A 16,863-nucleotide genomic window follows, 5' to 3' on the forward strand; every position below is an offset into this window, starting at 1 on the left:
TGGCCTTTTTGCCTACAATGAAGCTCCAACCATCGCAGTTGCCAATGATTGTTGGTTCAGGGCGCGTCGCCATTCGACGCGCCCTTTTTTCTTGTGCGCGCCTTTCTCACCCCATTATTTGACGCTTTCCGTTGATGAATCACATCAGAAATTTCTCCATCATCGCGCACATCGACCATGGCAAGTCGACGTTGGCAGACCGCTTGATCCAGCGTTGCGGCGGGCTTGCTGAGCGCGATATGGAGGCCCAGGTCCTGGACTCCATGGACATTGAAAAGGAACGCGGGATCACGATCAAGGCACAGACTGCGGCGCTGCAATACAAGGCCAAGGATGGACAGGTCTACAACCTCAACTTGATCGATACGCCCGGGCATGTGGACTTCTCGTACGAAGTGAGTCGCTCCTTGTCTGCGTGCGAAGGCGCGTTGCTGGTGGTCGATGCATCGCAGGGTGTTGAGGCCCAGACGGTGGCCAACTGTTACACCGCACTGGAATTGGGCGTAGAGGTGCTTCCTGTTCTGAACAAGATGGATCTGCCCAACGCCGATCCTGACAACGCCAAGGCAGAAATCGAGGATGTCATTGGCATCGATGCTGCGGACGCTATCCCTTGTTCCGCGAAAACGGGTTTGGGCATTGAGGAAATCCTGGAGCTGATCGTCGCTAAGGTGCCAGCCCCCAAGGGCAACCCCACGGGCCCTTTGCGCGCCATGATCATCGACAGCTGGTTCGACCCCTACGTCGGGGTAGTGATGCTGGTGCGTGTCGTGGACGGCCGCTTGGCCAAGGGTGAGCGCTTCAAGATGATGGCCACGGGGGCTGTGTACAACGCGGACAACCTGGGTGTATTCACACCGGCCAACCTGGCCTTGGAAGCGCTGGAGGCCGGGCAGGTGGGTTACATCATTGCGGGCATCAAAGAACTGCAGGCCGCCAAGGTGGGGGACACCATCACCCTGGAAAAAAAGCTGCCCAACAACGCCGGGCCAGCGACAGAAGCCCTGCCGGGTTTCAAGGAAATCCAGCCCCAGGTGTTTGCTGGCCTGTACCCCACCGAAGCGAGTGAGTACGACTCCTTGCGCGATGCGCTGGAAAAGCTCAAGCTCAACGATGCCTCGCTGCACTATGAGCCCGAAGTCAGCCAGGCTTTGGGTTTTGGCTTCCGATGCGGCTTCCTGGGCCTGTTGCATATGGAAATCGTGCAGGAGCGTCTGGAGCGCGAGTTTGACCAAGACCTGATCACCACAGCCCCCAGCGTGGTCTACCAAGTGGTCAAGGCCGATGGTGAAGTCATCATGGTCGAGAACCCCTCCAAGATGCCTGACCAGGGACGTTTGGAGGAAATCCGCGAGCCCATCGTCACCGTGCACCTGTACATGCCGCAGGACTACGTGGGGCCCGTGATGACGCTGGCCAACCAAAAGCGCGGTGTGCAAATGAACATGGCCTATCACGGGCGCCAGGTGATGTTGACCTACGAAATGCCTTTGGGCGAAATCGTGCTCGACTTCTTTGACAAGCTCAAATCGGTGTCACGCGGTTATGCGTCCATGGACTACGAGTTCAAGGAGTACCGTGCCTCGGATGTGGTCAAGGTGGACATCCTGCTCAATGGCGAGAAGGTGGACGCTTTGTCCATCATCGTGCACCGCTCACAGTCGCAATACCGCGGCCGGGCGGTGGTGGCCAAGATGCGCGAAATCATCAGCCGCCAGATGTACGACGTGGCCATTCAGGCGGCCATCGGTGCCAACATCATTGCGCGCGAGACCATCAAGGCCCTGCGCAAGAACGTGCTGGCCAAATGCTACGGTGGCGACATCAGCCGCAAGCGCAAGCTGCTCGAAAAGCAGAAGGCCGGTAAGAAGCGGATGAAACAGATTGGCTCGGTGGAGGTGCCCCAAGAGGCGTTTCTGGCCATTTTGCAGGTGGAAGATTGATGCGGTTCATGCAAACTCTCACGTCGCTGATTCTGGCGGCTTTTGCCGGGTACATCGGTGCTTGGTATTTTGGTGCGCTGGAAGGCAACTTTGCCTTGCTGTTGTTTTTGGCCACCGTCGTGACGGGTGTCTATTGGCTGGGCGAACGCTTTTACTTTTTGCCCCAGCGCCGCAAGGCTGCGCAAGCCATCGAAGATGCCGCTGTGCAGCGCCGGGCCGAGTTGGACCGCATGGGCATCCAGAAGGTGGATGTGGACGCCGAAGAAGCCAAAGGCCGCATCCTCATGCAGCCCTGGTGGCTGGATTGGACCGCAGGCCTGTTCCCCGTCATCGTGGCGGTGTTTGTGTTGCGCTCCTTTCTGTTTGAGCCGTTCAAGATTCCTTCGGGCTCCATGATTCCGACCCTGCGGGTGGGCGATCTGATCCTCGTGAACAAGTTCACCTATGGCGTGCGTTTGCCGGTCATCCACACCAAGATCACCGAGGGCAACAAGCCCGCACGGGGTGACGTACTGGTGTTCCGTTACCCTCCGCAGCCTACGCTTGACTACATTAAGCGTGTGGTGGGCGTGCCGGGGGACGAGGTGGCCTACCTGAACAAGCGCTTGACCATCAATGGCAAGCCCGTGCAGACGGTTGCCCAGCCTGACTTTCTGGAAGAAGAAAGCATGCGCTACTTCAAGCAGTTTGAAGAGCAACTGGGCGCGCAACCGCATCGCCTCATCAACAACCCTGAAGCTCCTGCGTTTGTGCAAGGTGCCAGCAACTTTGCCTACCGCGAAAACTGCCGCTACAGTGTGGAGGGTGTGGTTTGCAAGGTGCCTGAAGGCCACTATTTCATGATGGGCGACAACCGCGACAACTCCCTGGATTCCCGCTATTGGGGGTTCGTGCCTGAAGGCAATATCGTGGGCAAGGCGTTTTTCGTCTGGATGAACTTTGGCGACTTCAAGCGCATTGGGCCGTTTCACTGAGCAGGCCACTGGCCGTATACAACAGGAGGGTATTGGGTATGAATTTGCATTACACAACAGCGCGTGCGCGTCAACGTGGCCTGTCTTTCGTTGGCGTGATTTTCATTGGTGTGCTGGCCGTGGCTGCCTTTGCGATTGGTGGGCAGTCGGTGCCGATTTTTCTGGAGTACCAGGCGATCCGTAAGGCCACTCTCAAGGCCTCTAAAGAGGGTTCAACAGTGGCGGACATCCGCGCCTCGTTTGATCGCGCCGGGGCCATTGACAACATCAGCTCCATTTCTGGCAAGGATTTGGAGATCACCAAGCGCGGTGACAAGACCGTTGTGGGCTTCAAGTACTCCCGCGAGATTGCGTTGGCTGGCCCAGCCTTCCTTGTCTACCGTTTGCAATACCAGACCGATTAATTAGTGCATCCCAGTCTCTCTTCGCTGCAGGTCCGCCTGCAGCATATTTTTTCCGATCCCTCGCTTTTGCAGCGGGCCGTCACCCACCGCAGTTTCTCGGCCGACCACAACGAACGGCTGGAGTTCTTGGGAGACTCTGTCTTGAACCTGGCTGTGGCCAGCTTGCTGTACCAGCGGTTGGCGCAGTTGCCCGAGGGCGATCTTTCCCGGGTGCGGGCCAATCTGGTCAAGCAAGACACTCTGCACCAGTTGGCTTTGCGCTTGAAGGTCTCTGAGGTGCTTCGTTTGGGCGAGGGGGAGTCCAAGTCCGGCGGGCAACAACGTCCTTCTATCTTGGCCGATGCCCTGGAGGCCTTGATTGGTGCGGTCTATCTGGATGCTGGCTATGCCGGTGCCGAGGCGCTGGTGCACCGCCTGTTCGAGGGGGTGGAGATCAATCCCCAGATGCAGGCGGTGGCCAAAGACCCCAAGACGGCATTGCAGGAGTGGCTGCAGGGCCGCAAAATGAAGCTGCCGCAGTACCGCGTGGTGGGCACCGTGGGCGAGGCCCACCGCCAGACCTTCGATGTGGAGTGCGATATTGCAGAACTGGGGTTGACCGAACGTGGCATCGGCGGCTCCCGCAGGGCAGGCGAGCAGGCCGCCGCAGGCGCCATGTTGGCCACACTGAAAGCGAAAAAATTATGAATGATGCTACTAAAAGTGTAGCTGACGGCGCGGAGCCATCAATCCCTGAAGTGCAAAACGATCTTGAGGCGATGCTGGCCGCTGCCAGCCCGCCACCAGCGGTGGCAGGGCAGCGCTGCGGTGTGATCGCCATCGTCGGCAAGCCCAACGTGGGCAAGTCCACGCTGCTCAATGCCCTGGTGGGCCAAAAAATCAGCATCACCTCGCGCAAGGCGCAGACCACGCGCCACCGCATTACCGGCATTCGCACGCGCGAAGCCACGCAGTTCATCTTTGTGGACACGCCCGGTTTTCAGACGCGGCACGCCACCGCGCTGAACAAGTCGCTCAACAAGACCGTCATGGGCGCCATAGGCGACGTGGACCTGATTTTGTTCGTGGTCGAAGCCGGCAATTTCACTCTGGCTGACGCCAAGGTGCTGTCGCTCTTCAAGCCCGGCATTCCCACGCTGCTGCTGGCCAACAAGCTCGACATGGTCAACCGCCGCGCCGAGTTGGCGCCCTGGCTCAAGAGCATGCAAGAGCGCCACCCGTTCACCGAATTCGTGCCCATGTCGGCCAAGAACAAGGGCGATGTGGAGCGCCTGTTCGGCATCTGCGCCAAATACCTGCCCGAGCAGGGCTGGTGGTATGCCGAGGACGAGTTGACCGACCGCAGCGAAAAATTCTTGGCCAGCGAGACGGTGCGCGAAAAGCTCTTCCGCTTCACGGGCGACGAGCTGCCCTATACCTCGACCGTGGTCATCGACAAGTTCGATGAAGAAAAGAGCAAGCAGCACAAGCGCTTGGTGAAGATCGCCGCCACCATCGTGGTCGAGCGGGACAACCACAAGATGATGGTCATTGGCGACAAGGGTGAGCGCCTCAAGCGCATTGGCACCGAAGCGCGCCAGGAGCTGGAAAAGCTCATGGACGCCAAGGTGTTCTTGGAGTTGTGGGTCAAGGTGCGCTCGGGCTGGGCCGACGACGAAGCCCGCGTGCGCTCGTTTGGGTACGAGTGAGCGTCTTTGGCCACGCCCTCTGCAGCACGCCGTAGCCCGCTGTGGGCGGTGGCCCGTGACAACCCGGCTACTGCCTTTGGGTCCGCTCTGGGCGCTCAGCCGTCCTTCTTTCTGTAAGCCTCAACCGACAGCCCTCCTGTGGCAGCCGCCAAGCGCATCACCGACGAGCCTGCCTACGTGCTGCACAGCTACGACTGGAGCGAGTCCAGCCTGATCCTGGAGGTGTTTTGTCGCCGCCAGGGGCGCGTGGCCCTGGTGGCCAAAGGGGCGAAAAAGCCCACCTCCAACTTCCGGCCTGTGCTGCTGCCGCTGCAGCCGCTGCTGCTGACTTACACGCTGGCCGGTGACGGCGTGGGCGACATCCATACGCTTAAGGGGGCCGAATGGGTGGGTGGGCATGTGATGCCTACGGGCGACGCCCTGTTGTCGGGCCTGTACCTCAACGAACTGCTGCTGCGCCTGCTGGCCCGTGCCGATGCGCATGCCAGCCTGTTCGACGTGTATGCGGGCGTGGTGCGCGTGCTGGCCAGTGAGCATGGCGATGCTCTGGAGCCCGTGCTGCGCAGCTTTGAACTGCTGCTGCTGCGTGAGTTGGGCCTGCTACCCACGCTCGATACCGAGACCGCTACCTTCGCCACCCTGCGGCCTGAGGGACGTTACACCCTGGTGGCCGAAGGTGGCTTGCGGGCGGCCTCCAGCACCGACCGCGCCAGTCTGTCTGGCAATCAATGGCGTGCGCTGCAAACGGCGCTGGACCAAGCCGCCAGCTACACCGCCACGCTGCGCGCCTGTGCTCCTGTGGCGGCAGAACTCAAACCCCAGCTGCGGGCGGTGCTGCAATACCATTGCGGCAGCCCGGTGCTGCGCACCCGCCAGCTCATGATGGACCTGCAAAGCTTATGACCACTTCCTCCCATCCTCACCGCACCGCCCTGTCCGTTAACGTCAACAAAGTGGCCCTGGTGCGCAACACGCGCCACCTGGGCATTCCCAGCGTGACCCGTGCGGCCACACTGTGCCTGCAGGCGGGTGCGCAGGGCATCACGGTGCATCCCCGGCCCGACGAGCGCCACATTCGCGGCGACGATGTGTACGCGCTGGCCGAATTGATGAAGGCCTGGCCCGACCGGGAATTCAACATCGAAGGCAACCCATCGCAGAACCTGATGGACTTCATCCGCACCGTGCGTCCGCACCAAGCCACCTTTGTCCCCGACAGCGAAGACCAGTTCACCAGCGACCATGGCTGGAGTTTTCCGCAAGACGCCGAGCGCCTGGCCCCGCTGATCGCCGAGTGCAAGGCGCTGGGCGTGCGCGTGAGCCTATTCATGGACCCCGTGCCCGAGCAGATGGCCGCTGCCAAGGCTGTGGGCGCAGACCGCGTGGAGCTGTACACCGAGCCGTATGCCGCCGCCTGGGGCACCCCCCAGCAGACCGAGCAACTGGCCCGCTACGCTGCAGCCGCCCAGGCTGCGCTGGATGCTGGTCTGGGCGTGAACGCCGGGCATGACCTGAGCCGCGACAACCTGGCCGCCTTTGTGCACGAAGTGCCCGGTGTGCTCGAAGTCTCCATCGGCCACGCCCTGATTGCCGACGCGCTGGAGCTGGGCTACGCCGCCACGGTGCAGGCTTACCAGGCGTGCATCGATGCGGGCTTTGAAGGTTGCAATCACTCCTGATTTGATAGCTTCTTGCGCTTATCTATCAAGCGCTAGGGACATATTTAGCTCAAAACCATGATCTACGGCATTGGCACCGACATCTGCGATGTGCGCCGCATCCGCGAGAGCCTGGAACGCCACGGCGACCGCTTTGCCGAAAAGGTGCTGGCCGCAGGTGAGCTGGCCGTGTGGCGCGATCGCACCGAGCGCTGGCCCGACCGGGGCCTTCGCTACCTGGCCACGCGCTTCTCTGCCAAAGAGGCCTTCAGCAAGGCCGTGGGGCTGGGCATGCGCATGCCCATGACCTGGCGCCACTGCGAGGTGGCCAAGCTGCCCAGCGGCCAGCCCGTCATCGTGCTGCACGGGGCCCTGAAAACCTGGTTTGAAGAACGCGGCCTGCACGCCCACCTGAGCGTAACGGACGAGACCGATTACGCCGCCAGCTTCTGCGTGGTGGAGCGTTTGGAGGGAAATAGCCCTCCAGCGCTTTCCCTATAAGCGCAAGCAGCTCTTGATTTGATAGCAATTAATCACCCATCCGATCTTCCATGACCGAACACGCCCCCCTCATCATTGACGTAGCCGGCACCGAACTCACTGCCACCGACCGCCGCCGCCTAGCGCACCCGCTGGTGGGCGGCGTCATTCTGTTCGCCCGCAATTGGGTGGACCGTGCCCAGCTGCTGCAGCTCACCAGCAGCATCAAGGCGGTGCGCGACGACCTGTTGATCTGCGTGGACCACGAAGGCGGGCGCGTGCAGCGCTTTCGCACCGATGGCTTCACCCACCTGCCGCCCATGCGCGCCCTGGGCGAGATGTGGATGGACGACGGCAAGGGCGCCAAGGCCGTGCCCGGCAGCGGCGCGCTGCGCGCCACCAATGCAGCCACGGCGGCGGGCTATGTGTTGGGCACAGAACTGCGCGCCTGTGGTGTGGATTTCAGCTTCACACCCGTGTTGGATTTGGATTGGGGCGAGAGCGGCGTGATTGGCGACCGCGCCTTCCACCGCGACCCGCGCGTGGTGGCCCTGCTGGCCAAGAGCCTGATGCACGGCCTGCTGCAGGCGGGCATGGCCAACTGCGGCAAACACTTTCCCGGCCACGGCTTCGTCAAAGCCGATTCGCACACCGAAGTGCCGGTGGACAAGCGCAGCTTGAAAGCCATCCTGGCCGACGACGCTGCGCCCTACCCCTGGCTCAGCACTACGCTCACCAGCGTGATGCCTGCCCACGTCATTTATCCCAAGGTGGACAGCCGCCCCGCAGGCTTTTCGCAGCGCTGGCTGCAAGAGATTTTGCGCCGCCAGATGCGCTTTGACGGCGCCATCTTCAGCGACGACCTCAGCATGGAAGGCGCGCGTCGCATTGACGGCCAGGTGGTGAGCTACACCGACGCTGCACTGGCTGCGCTGGAGGCAGGCTGCGACCTAGTGCTGCTGTGCAACCAGAGCCTGGGCAAGGGCGAGGCGGTGGACGAGTTGATTGACGGGCTGGCCGCCGCACAGGCGCAAGGCTGCTGGCAGCCTAACGTGGACAGCGAATCGCGCCGCCTGGCACTGCTGCCCGAGACACTGCCACAGCCCTGGGATGAGTTGATGCTGCAGCCTGCTTACATGCAGGCGCTGGATCTGTTGATGTGAGGGCACGACAGCGGCAGCGCCACCTGAGGGGCGGGGGGGTGTTGCCGGGGTCAGGTCAAGGCGCGGGGGAGGTGGCCTGTGCCGCAGAACTGGTGACTGGACTGGCGGCTTGGGGCTCTGAGGCCGTGGCAGGCAGGGTGGCCGCCAAGGCCGCCGGTGAGGGCGGCTCCCCATGCCAGCGCCGCACCACGCGCTGAAAGATCAGCGCATTCGGTATCTGCACCCAGGCGCTGCCTGGCGGGGTGTTGAACTCTTCCAGCGTGGTGTAGAGCAGATTCACGTCCACCACGCGGCCCTTGGCGCCGGGCTTTTCGGCGGTGTCCAGCACCTCGACATGGTCGCCAATGCGAAACGGCCGCACCGTGAAGATCAGCAGCGCGCAGAACAGGTTGGACAGCACGCTCCAAGCCGCAAAAAACGCCACAGCGCCCACGGTGGCAAAGCCGGTGAAGGCCGTCCACAGCACGGTGGCCGAGACGCCCAGGCGCTCCAGCACCAGCAGCACCGCGCTGGCCATGATGGTCCAGCGGATGAGCCCGTTGATGGGCACCACCAGCTCGCCGGGCAGTTGGTAGTGCATGGCTGTTTTGCGCACCAGCCGCCGCAGCAACCCTTGCAGCAAAAAGGCGACCAGCATGATGCCCAGGATCTGGCCGCCGGGCACGATCACCTCCAGCCAGTCTTGCACCCACTCCGGCAGGCGGTGTTTGGGAATCGCCATGGATGTCCGAGGTAATGGGGTCTGTGGATCAGCTCTCGCGGCGCAGGGCCGGGAACAGGATCACGTCGCGGATGCTGGGGCTGTCGGTCAGCAGCATCATCAGGCGGTCAATGCCAATGCCGCAGCCGCCGGTGGGGGGCATGCCGTATTCGAGCGCACGCACAAAGTCGTGGTCGTAGAACATGGCTTCGTCGTCGCCACTGTCCTTGGCGGCCACCTGGGCATGAAAGCGCGCGGCCTGGTCTTCGGCGTCGTTCAGTTCGCTGAAGCCGTTGCCGAATTCGCGGCCGGTGATGTACAGCTCAAAGCGCTCGGTCACCTCGGGGCGCGTGTCGTTGGCGCGGGCCAGCGGGCTGATTTCGGTGGGGTGCTCCATGATGAAGGTGGGCTGCCACAGCTTGTCTTCCACGGTTTCTTCAAAGTAGAACACCTGCAGGCTGGCCAACGAGCGGGTGGAGAGCTTGTCCTTCTCTTCCGACATGCCCAGCTTTTTCAAGGCGCTGATGAGCCACGCGGCGTCGTCCACATGGGCGCCCGCCTCGGTGTACTGGAAGATGGCTTCGCGGATGGTCAGGCGGGCAAACGGCTGGCTCAGGTCCACATCGCGGCCGCCATAGCTCAGTTGCAGCGAGCCGGTGGCTTTGAGCGCCACTTCGCGGATCAGCTTTTCGGTGAATTCCATCAGGTCCTGGTAGTTCCAGTACGCGGCGTAGAACTCCATCATCGTGAACTCGGGGTTGTGGCGCACCGATATGCCTTCGTTGCGGTAGCTGCGGTTGATTTCAAACACGCGCTCAAAGCCGCCCACGATCAGGCGCTTGAGGTACAGCTCGGGCGCAATGCGCAGGAACATTTCCTGCTCCAGCGCGTTGTGGTGCGTCACAAACGGCTTGGCATTGGCGCCGCCCGGAATGGGGTGCAGCATGGGTGTCTCGACTTCCAGGAAGTCGTTTTGCACCATGAAGTCGCGCAGCCCCGCCACGGCCTTGCTGCGGGCCACAAAGCGCTTGCGGGCCTGCTCGTCGGTGATCAGGTCCACGTAGCGCTGGCGGTACTTTTGTTCCTGGTCGCTCATGCCGTGGAACTTGTCGGGCAGCGGGCGCAGGCTCTTGGTGAGCAGGCGCAGGCTGGTCACCTTGATCGACAGCTCGCCGGTCTTGGTCTTCATCAGCGTGCCTTCGGCGCCCACGATGTCACCCAGGTCCCAGTGCTTGAAGGCGGCGTACAGCTCTTCGCCCACGGCATCGCGGGTGATGTAGAGCTGGATGCGGCCACCGGTGTCGCCCAGCGAGCCGTCTTGCACCGTGGCAAAGCTGGCCTTGCCCATCACGCGCTTGAGCATCATGCGGCCGCCCACGCTCACGGTGACGGGGTTGGCCTCCAGCGCTTCGGCGTCTGCACCACTGTGCGCGGCTTGCAGGGCCGCGGCCTTGTGGGCGGGCTTGAAGTTGTTGGGGAACGCCACGGCGCCGCCCTGGGCCTGGGCTTCACGCAGGGCGCGGAGCTTTTCGCGGCGCTCGGCGATGAGCTGGTTTTCGTCTTGGGGGGCGGGGGCGTGGTTCTGTTCAGACATAGGGGCTGGGTGCAGTGGCTGCAGGGCTTTTGGAAGGGGCCACGGCGCGCAAGGGGCGGCAGTGGGGTGGCTATCGGCGCTGTAGGGGGCGAAATCAGCGGGCTGAGAAGGATGTCCTTGCACAGCCGAACCGGTGATTTTAAGGTTTCTGTGGGCCCGCTGGCGCACGGAACACGGCGGCAGCGGTGCGGGCAATGATGCGCAGGTCCAGCCACAGGCTGCGCTGCTGCACATATTGGCAGGCGTATTGCAGCTTGGCGGGCAAAATTTCTTGCACATAGGCCCGCTCGGGGTCGCTGCTGCGCGCCAGTACTTCGCTCTCGTCCCGGTACGCCAGCGAGGCCAGGTCGGTGATGCCAGGGCGCACGCTCAGCACCTGCGCCGCCACCTCGGCGGGGTACAGCGCCACGTACCTGGGCACCTCAGGCCGGGGGCCCACCACGCTCATGTCGCCGCGCAGCACATTGGCAAACTGGGGCAGCTCGTCGAGCTTGGTGCGGCGCAAAAATCGGCCCGCACGGGTGATGCGTGCATCGGCCCCGACGGTGATCTGCGGCCCCGCAACCTCTGCGCCAGCGCGCATGGTGCGGAACTTGTAGATGCGAAACAGCTGCCCATGCCGCCCCACGCGCTCTTGCTGGTAGATGACCGGGCCGGGCGAGTCGCGGCGCACCCACAGCGCAATCACGGCCAGCAGCGGTGCCAGCAGCAGAAGCACGGTGGCCGAGAAGGCCATGTCAAAAGCGCGCTTGATCCACATGATGGGTAGAGGCTGGTGGGCAGAGTTCTTCAGCCCAGCAGCTCATGCAGCGCGGTAATCACGCGCTCCTGGTCGGCGTCGCTCATGGCTGTGAACAGGGGCAGGCTCACCATGTCCTGGTAGGCGGCATCGGCGTGCGGATATTGCTCGGGCGTGAGCTGGTAGCGGTCGCGCCAGTAGGGGTGGCGGTGCAGCGGCACATAGTGCACGCTGGTGCCAATGCCCCGGTCTGACAGGCCCTGGATCAGGGCGTCGCGGTCCATGCGGGCCTGCGGGGCCAGGCGCACCACGTAAAGGTGCCACGCGTGCACATCGCCCGCAGTCGCCGTGGCGGGTAGCACCAGGGGCAGGCTGGCAAGGGCTGCGTGGTAGCGCTGGGCCAGCTGCTCGCGCCGCTGCACAAACTGCGGCAGGCGTGCCAGTTGCTGCACGCCCATGGCTGCGGCTACATCGGTCATGTTGTATTTGAAGCCGGGGGCCACTACCTCGTAGTACCAGGCCGGGGTCTTGGAGGTGAAGCGGTCAAACGCATCGCGGTTCATGCCATGCAGGCGCATTACCCGCATGCGCTGGGCCAGTGCGGCATTGCGCGTCACGGCCATGCCGCCTTCGCCGGTGGTGATGGTCTTGTTGGCGTAGAAGCTGAACACCGTCACATCAGACTGCAACTGCCCCACCAGCGCGCCGCGCCAGGTGGTGGGCAGTGCGTGTGCGGCGTCTTCCACTACCTTCAAACCGTGTTCTGTGGCGATGGCGAGGATCGCGTCCATGTCGCATGCCAGGCCACCGTAGTGCACTGGCATGATGGCTTTGGTGCGGGGCGTGATGGCGGCGCGGATTTTGGCGGGGTCGATGTTCAGCGTGACCGGGTCCACGTCCACCAGCACCGCATCGGCCCCCAGATAGCGCACCACCTCCACCGTGGCAGTGAAGGTGAGCGTGGGGGCAATCACCTCATCCCCCGGCCCAATGCCCAGGGCCTCCAGCGCTAGGTGCAGCCCAGCCGTGGCCGAATTCACGGCCACGCCCTGCAGCCCACCGCCCAGGTAGTCCACAAAGTTCTGTTCAAACTGGCGCGTGACCGGGCCGGTGGTGACCCAGCCAGAGCGCATGGCCTCGGTCACAGCGGCGATTTCGGCGTCGCCAATGTCGGGGCGGGCGAAAGGAAGGAATGGGAGTACAGGTGTGGTGGAAACGGCAGACATGGCGATCAGGAGTGTTGAGGGGTAACGGACGACACCGCAGCCCGTCCAATAGGGTAGTACTCCAGCCCCGTGCTGCGCATCGTGTCGGGCTCAAACAGATTGCGCCCGTCAAACACCACCGGGTGCTTGAGCGTGGCTGCCAGGTGGGCAAAGTCAGGGCTGCGGAACTCTTTCCACTCGGTGACGATGACCAGCGCATCTGCGCCCACCAGGGCCGCATCGGCTTGGGGGGCGTAGTACAGGTGGGGGCGTGGGCCCAGCACGGCTTGCGCTTGCAGCATGGCCTGCGGGTCATAGGCCACCACTTCAGCGCCCCGCGCCAGCAGTTGTTCAATCACCGTCAGGCTGGGCGCTTCGCGCATGTCGTCGGTGCCGGGCTTGAAGGCCAAGCCCCACAGCGCAAAACGGCGGCCTTGCAGATCAGGGCCAAAGCGGGCGACGATCTTGTCGATCAAGACCTGCTTTTGCCGCAGGTTCACTGCCTGCACGGCCTGCAAAATCTGCAGCGGCTGGCCTGCGCCTTCGGCGGTCTGGATCAGGGCGCGCACATCTTTGGGAAAGCACGAGCCGCCGTACCCGGTGCCCGCGTACAGAAAGTGCGTCCCAATGCGCGGGTCGGTGCCGATGCCGGTGCGGACCTGCTCAATGTCCGCCCCCAGCTTTTCGGCCAGCAGGGCCAGCTCGTTCATGAAGCTGATGCGCGTGGCCAGCATGGCGTTGGCGGCGTATTTGGTGAACTCGGCGCTGCGCACATCCATCTCAATCAGCCGCTCGCGGTTGCGCATGAAGGGGGCGTACAGGGTGCGCATCAGGGCGGTGGCGTGCTCGTTGTCGCTGCCCACGATCACCCGGTCGGGACGCATGAAGTCCTGCACCGCAGAGCCTTCCTTGAGGAACTCGGGGTTCGATACGACGGCAAAGTCGGGCGGTAGCCCGCGTGCGGCCAGCACCTGCGCTACTTCCTTCGCCACGGCGTCGGCCGTGCCCACGGGCACGGTGCTCTTGTTGATGATGAGTCGGTAGCCCTGCATGCGCTCGGCCACGGCGCGGGCCGCCGCCAGCACATGCTGCAGGTCGGCCGATCCATCCTCGCTGGGTGGTGTGCCCACGGCAATGAACTGCAGCAGGCCGTGCGCCACGGCGGTGTCGATGTCGGTGGTAAACCGCAGGCGTCCACCTTGCGCATTGCGCGCCACCACATCGCCCAGGCCGGGCTCGTGGATGGGCATCTCGCCCCGGTTCAGGGCCTCGATGCGCTGCACGTCCAGATCGAGGCACAGCACTTGGTTGCCCATTTCTGCAAGGCAAGCGCCGGTGACCAGGCCTACATAGCCGGTGCCGATGACGGTGATTTTCATGACGGGATCGTTTCTGGCCCCGCGATGTGGGCCGATTTCACTGCCCAGGTCAGGCGGTGGGTGCGCAAGAAGGGGAGCAGTGTGGCGCAAGGTGCAATCAGGCTGCCCGGAATGCGGCGCGCCACGGGCGGGGCCAGCGTGATGCGCCGTGAATGCAGCCGAGCCTGCGGAAACAGCCGCCGCACTTCGGCCAGCGGCACGCCCTGCACATCGGGGTTGCGCGGGTTGTTGACCACAAAGTCATACACCAGCACGCCGCCGCCAGGGGCTACCCACTGCCACATCTGCTGCGCGAGCGCAGTGCGAAAGTCGGCGTCGAGCAGCGAGCTGAACAGCGTGAATGCGAGCACGGCCTGCTGGCTGCCGGGGGCGATGTTGGCGCTGGATGCGTCACCCGTATGGATCGCCAGCGCAGCAGGCAAGGTAGCGCGGGCCTGTGCGGCGCGCTCGGGCAGCAATTCCAGCCCTTGCAGGCGCTGGGGCTCTGCGCCCAGGCGCACCAGGTCATGCAGGTTGCCACCGCTGCCGCAGCCCACTTCGGTGATGTGCAGGCCCGCCAGACTGTGCCAGCCGTGCGTGCGCCACAGTTGCACCATGACGCGCAGCCGTTCTTGCTGGGCTTGTAGGGCCGAGGCGCTGGCGTACAGGCTGTAGTGCTGCGCGTCGGCCACCGCATTGCGCCGGGCGTAGCGGGCCTGCACAGCTGTGGGTTCGTGGGAGGGGTCGAAGCTCATGGCGAAACGGCTTGGATTTAGCGCGTGATGCGCGCAAACTGGGCCGAGGGTTGGCGACCGCGCAGCACATCCCACAGACCGCGCCAGGTGCCCAGGCCATAGGCCACATGGTAGGCCGCAATCGCCACGGGCAGGCGTGGCAGGGTGTGCCATTGGCCTGCAGCGCAAGCGGCCAGCACCGAGGCAGCGCCCACATAGCCGCCGTACGCTGCCAGTAGGGCTGCCAGCGGCCAGGCACTCCAGGGGCTGATGGCGACAAAGCCCAGCACCGCCGCCACAAAGGCCGCTGGCACCAGTTGCCGCACAGAGCCCGGCTGGCCATGCTTGCGCATGACAAAGGGCCGCCAGTAGCCGTACTGCCGTTGCTGGGCAAACAGGTGGCGCAGCGAATCGCGGGGGCGGTAGCTCGACTGGATGCGCCCGCTTTGCCAGATGCGCGCGCCACCCAGGCGCAGCCGCAGGTTGTGCTCATCGTCCTGGTTGCGCACCAGGGTTTCGTCAAAGCCGCCAAAGCGCTCCAGCGTGGCGCGGGGCCAGCAGCCCAGGTACACGGTGTCGACGGGGCCTTCGTAGGCTTTGTCGCGCGACAGGGCACCGCCCACCACCCATCTGCTTTGGAAGGCTGCGGCAATGGCGCTGCCCATGGCCCCGCGCCCTTCGGCCACCCAAGGGCCGCCCACGTTGTCGGCCCCGGTGCGCTCCAGCGCAGCCAGGCACTGGGCCAGGTAGTCGGGCGCAAACTGGGTGTGCACATCCAGCCGTGCCACCACACTGCCACGCGCCAGGCGCAGGCAGGCATTGAGCCCGGTGGAGACGATGCGGCCCGGGTTGTCCACCCAGCGCAGGCGCGGGTCGGCGGCGCAGCGCTGCTGCAGCCGTTCGCGGGTGCCGTCATTGCTGCAGCCATCGGCCACCAGCACTTCCATCTGCCAGCCGGGGGGCAACTGCTGCTGCAAGGCGCTGTCGCAAAAGGCGTCGATGTGCGCGGCCTCGTTGCGGCAGGGCACGATGACGCTGAGCCGCTGGGGCTGGGCGGGTTGGGTGAACATGGTTGCTATATTTTATGTAGCTGCTAGCGCTTTATTTGATTGCCCTAGCGGCCTATTTTCTTGTTATTTGGCGTTGGTGCTGACGTTGCTGGTTGCTGGACGCTGTAGCAGTCCTCGGTACAGCGCATCCATGCGGTCCATTTGCACGGCGCGGTCGCCCTCTTGCTGAATGCGTTGGGCGTTGTGCTGGCCCGCAGCATGGGCTGACGCATCGTCTTGCGCCAGGGCGGCCAGCTTGCGCGCCAGAGCGCTGCTGTCCTGTGCGGGCACCAGCCATTCGGCTTGCAGCCACTGGGTGTTGGCCTGCAGTTGGGTTGCCACCACGGGCAGGCCGCAGGCCATGCTTTCGAGCACCGAGACCGAGGTGGCGTCTTGCGTGGGCACTGAGACCGAGACCTTGCACCGGGCCAGAACCTGGGCCATGCCAGCGTCGTCCAGCCGTCCGTGAAAGGTCACTGTTTCGCCCAAGCCCAGGCGGGTGACTTGCTCGCGCAGCGCGGCTTCCAGGCTGCCGCCGCCCAGCAGGTGCAGGTGCGCTGGCACGGCGGGTTGTTGGGCTCGCAGTTGCGCCACGGCGTCGATGATGGTGGCGATGTTGTAGTTGGGCTCCCACGAGCGCAGGCTCACGATCTCAAAGCCGGGTTTGTCTAGCCAAGGCGCAGGCGCAAAGCGCGCCAGGTCCACGCCCCAGTGGATGCAGTGCACGGCGGCGCTGGGGCCGTAGCTGTGCGCGGCGTCGACCAGGCTTTGCGAATCACCGGTGATGAGGTCTGCGCGGCGCAGCGTCCAGCCGGTGAGCCAGCGCATCCAGGGGCTGGCGAGCGGCGTCACCAGCAAGTCGCTGCCCCAGGCCGTCATCACCAGCGGGTGGTGGCCGCAGCGCGCGCCCAGGTAGCCGTAGGACGTGGTGTAGTGCGCGTGCACGATGTCGGGGGCCAGGGTCTTCACCGTGCGCTTGGCCTCGGCGGCGCGCAGCAGCCATTGGGCAGAGCGGTGCACTGGGCGCAGCACATGCTGCTCCACGCCATCGATGGGTGCAGGCCGCGCGGTGACCAGCGAGACGCGGTAGCCGCGCCCCTGCATCTCGCGCGCCCAGCGCTGGATGTGGGGGCTGGTGGCATCGCCCAGCAGGCACAGGTGGATGGGGGACATG

17 protein-coding genes are annotated in these 16,863 nt (G+C 64.1%); 9 read left to right on the top strand and 8 right to left on the bottom strand.

Annotated features, from left to right (window positions below; genetic code table 11):
- The first annotated feature begins 134 nt into the window (after positions 1 to 134).
- The 9 genes from lepA to nagZ all read left to right on the top strand — a co-directional run bounded on the left by lepA (position 135) and on the right by nagZ (position 8,310).
- On the top strand, positions 135 to 1,943 hold the full coding sequence (gene lepA / locus C8C98_RS12965) for a translation elongation factor 4 (RefSeq protein ID WP_099740228.1): 1,809 nt from the start codon (positions 135 to 137) through the stop codon (positions 1,941 to 1,943).
- A complete protein-coding gene (gene lepB / locus C8C98_RS12970) occupies positions 1,943 to 2,917 on the top strand; it encodes a signal peptidase I (protein WP_121454621.1) in 975 nt (324 codons plus the stop codon). Before lepA ends, lepB begins: the two co-directional genes overlap by 1 nt.
- A 38-nt stretch (positions 2,918 to 2,955) precedes the next feature.
- Complete coding sequence (locus C8C98_RS12975; protein ID WP_121454622.1) at positions 2,956 to 3,321, top strand: DUF4845 domain-containing protein; 366 nt, start codon at positions 2,956 to 2,958, stop codon at positions 3,319 to 3,321.
- A 3-nt stretch (positions 3,322 to 3,324) separates the two neighbouring features.
- Positions 3,325 to 4,008, top strand: a complete 684-nt coding sequence (rnc, locus tag C8C98_RS12980) for a ribonuclease III (RefSeq protein ID WP_121454623.1) — start codon at positions 3,325 to 3,327, stop codon at positions 4,006 to 4,008.
- The gene (era, locus tag C8C98_RS12985; protein WP_121454624.1) at positions 4,005 to 5,009 is read left to right on the top strand and encodes a GTPase Era; all 1,005 of its coding nucleotides are present in this window, start codon (positions 4,005 to 4,007) and stop codon (positions 5,007 to 5,009) included. Before rnc ends, era begins: the two co-directional genes overlap by 4 nt.
- A gap of 138 nt (positions 5,010 to 5,147) precedes the next feature.
- Positions 5,148 to 5,912 (top strand): DNA repair protein RecO, encoded by a 765-nt coding sequence (recO, locus tag C8C98_RS12990; RefSeq protein ID WP_121454625.1) that lies wholly within the window; start codon positions 5,148 to 5,150, stop codon positions 5,910 to 5,912.
- The gene (locus C8C98_RS12995; RefSeq protein WP_121454626.1) at positions 5,909 to 6,688 is read left to right on the top strand and encodes a pyridoxine 5'-phosphate synthase; all 780 of its coding nucleotides are present in this window, start codon (positions 5,909 to 5,911) and stop codon (positions 6,686 to 6,688) included. Before recO ends, C8C98_RS12995 begins: the two co-directional genes overlap by 4 nt.
- 57 nt (positions 6,689 to 6,745) lie before the next feature.
- A complete protein-coding gene (gene acpS, locus C8C98_RS13000; protein ID WP_121454627.1) occupies positions 6,746 to 7,168 on the top strand; it encodes a holo-ACP synthase in 423 nt (140 codons plus the stop codon).
- Positions 7,169 to 7,218: 50 nt separating this feature from the next.
- Positions 7,219 to 8,310 carry a beta-N-acetylhexosaminidase gene (nagZ, locus tag C8C98_RS13005; RefSeq protein ID WP_121454628.1) on the top strand — a complete coding sequence of 364 codons (1,092 nt, stop codon included), beginning with the start codon at positions 7,219 to 7,221 and terminating at the stop codon, positions 8,308 to 8,310.
- 55 nt (positions 8,311 to 8,365) lie between these two features.
- Here nagZ and C8C98_RS13010 read toward each other — a convergent pair whose 3' ends face one another.
- From C8C98_RS13010 to C8C98_RS13045, 8 genes are all read right to left on the bottom strand, one after another.
- Complete coding sequence (locus C8C98_RS13010) at positions 8,366 to 9,031, bottom strand: mechanosensitive ion channel family protein (RefSeq protein WP_121454629.1); 666 nt, start codon at positions 9,029 to 9,031, stop codon at positions 8,366 to 8,368.
- 28 nt (positions 9,032 to 9,059) lie between these two features.
- Complete coding sequence (lysS, locus tag C8C98_RS13015) at positions 9,060 to 10,604, bottom strand: lysine--tRNA ligase (protein ID WP_121454630.1); 1,545 nt, start codon at positions 10,602 to 10,604, stop codon at positions 9,060 to 9,062.
- 139 nt (positions 10,605 to 10,743) lie between these two features.
- Positions 10,744 to 11,364, bottom strand: a complete 621-nt coding sequence (locus C8C98_RS13020) for a sugar transferase (RefSeq protein WP_121454631.1) — start codon at positions 11,362 to 11,364, stop codon at positions 10,744 to 10,746.
- Positions 11,365 to 11,393: 29 nt separating this feature from the next.
- On the bottom strand, positions 11,394 to 12,569 hold the full coding sequence (locus tag C8C98_RS13025; RefSeq protein WP_121454632.1) for a DegT/DnrJ/EryC1/StrS aminotransferase family protein: 1,176 nt from the start codon (positions 12,567 to 12,569) through the stop codon (positions 11,394 to 11,396).
- Positions 12,570 to 12,574: 5 nt separating this feature from the next.
- Positions 12,575 to 13,927 (bottom strand): UDP-glucose/GDP-mannose dehydrogenase family protein, encoded by a 1,353-nt coding sequence (locus tag C8C98_RS13030; RefSeq protein ID WP_121454633.1) that lies wholly within the window; start codon positions 13,925 to 13,927, stop codon positions 12,575 to 12,577.
- Positions 13,924 to 14,661 carry a methyltransferase domain-containing protein gene (locus tag C8C98_RS13035; protein ID WP_121454634.1) on the bottom strand — a complete coding sequence of 246 codons (738 nt, stop codon included), beginning with the start codon at positions 14,659 to 14,661 and terminating at the stop codon, positions 13,924 to 13,926. The genes C8C98_RS13030 and C8C98_RS13035 overlap by 4 nt, the downstream gene beginning before the upstream one ends.
- 17 nt (positions 14,662 to 14,678) lie before the next feature.
- On the bottom strand, positions 14,679 to 15,710 hold the full coding sequence (locus C8C98_RS13040; protein WP_121454635.1) for a glycosyltransferase family 2 protein: 1,032 nt from the start codon (positions 15,708 to 15,710) through the stop codon (positions 14,679 to 14,681).
- Between the two features lie 63 nt (positions 15,711 to 15,773).
- A complete protein-coding gene (locus C8C98_RS13045) occupies positions 15,774 to 16,862 on the bottom strand; it encodes a glycosyltransferase (protein ID WP_121454636.1) in 1,089 nt (362 codons plus the stop codon).
- Position 16,863 lies beyond the last annotated feature (1 nt).

This window comes from Acidovorax sp. 106 (assembly GCF_003663825.1).
In the GTDB taxonomy this organism is placed as follows: Bacteria; Pseudomonadota; Gammaproteobacteria; order Burkholderiales; family Burkholderiaceae_C; genus Acidovorax.

Excerpts from the sequence above, each read along its gene's own strand:
- C8C98_RS13010 (WP_121454629.1), bottom strand. The coding sequence starts at position 9,031 with ATGGCGATTCCCAAACACCGCCTGCCGGAGTGGGTGCAAGACTGGCTG.
- C8C98_RS13035 (WP_121454634.1), bottom strand. The coding sequence starts at position 14,661 with ATGAGCTTCGACCCCTCCCACGAACCCACAGCTGTGCAGGCCCGCTAC.
- C8C98_RS13040 (WP_121454635.1), bottom strand. The coding sequence starts at position 15,710 with ATGTTCACCCAACCCGCCCAGCCCCAGCGGCTCAGCGTCATCGTGCCC.
- lepA (WP_099740228.1), top strand. The coding sequence starts at position 135 with ATGAATCACATCAGAAATTTCTCCATCATCGCGCACATCGACCATGGC.
- C8C98_RS13030 (WP_121454633.1), bottom strand. The coding sequence starts at position 13,927 with ATGAAAATCACCGTCATCGGCACCGGCTATGTAGGCCTGGTCACCGGC.
- C8C98_RS12995 (WP_121454626.1), top strand. The coding sequence starts at position 5,909 with ATGACCACTTCCTCCCATCCTCACCGCACCGCCCTGTCCGTTAACGTC.
- C8C98_RS12975 (WP_121454622.1), top strand. The coding sequence starts at position 2,956 with ATGAATTTGCATTACACAACAGCGCGTGCGCGTCAACGTGGCCTGTCT.
- C8C98_RS13025 (WP_121454632.1), bottom strand. The coding sequence starts at position 12,569 with ATGTCTGCCGTTTCCACCACACCTGTACTCCCATTCCTTCCTTTCGCC.
- lepB (WP_121454621.1), top strand. The coding sequence starts at position 1,943 with ATGCGGTTCATGCAAACTCTCACGTCGCTGATTCTGGCGGCTTTTGCC.
- era (WP_121454624.1), top strand. The coding sequence starts at position 4,005 with ATGAATGATGCTACTAAAAGTGTAGCTGACGGCGCGGAGCCATCAATC.
- lysS (WP_121454630.1), bottom strand. The coding sequence starts at position 10,604 with ATGTCTGAACAGAACCACGCCCCCGCCCCCCAAGACGAAAACCAGCTC.
- C8C98_RS13020 (WP_121454631.1), bottom strand. The coding sequence starts at position 11,364 with ATGTGGATCAAGCGCGCTTTTGACATGGCCTTCTCGGCCACCGTGCTT.
- acpS (WP_121454627.1), top strand. The coding sequence starts at position 6,746 with ATGATCTACGGCATTGGCACCGACATCTGCGATGTGCGCCGCATCCGC.
- nagZ (WP_121454628.1), top strand. The coding sequence starts at position 7,219 with ATGACCGAACACGCCCCCCTCATCATTGACGTAGCCGGCACCGAACTC.
- C8C98_RS13045 (WP_121454636.1), bottom strand. The coding sequence starts at position 16,862 with ATGTCCCCCATCCACCTGTGCCTGCTGGGCGATGCCACCAGCCCCCAC.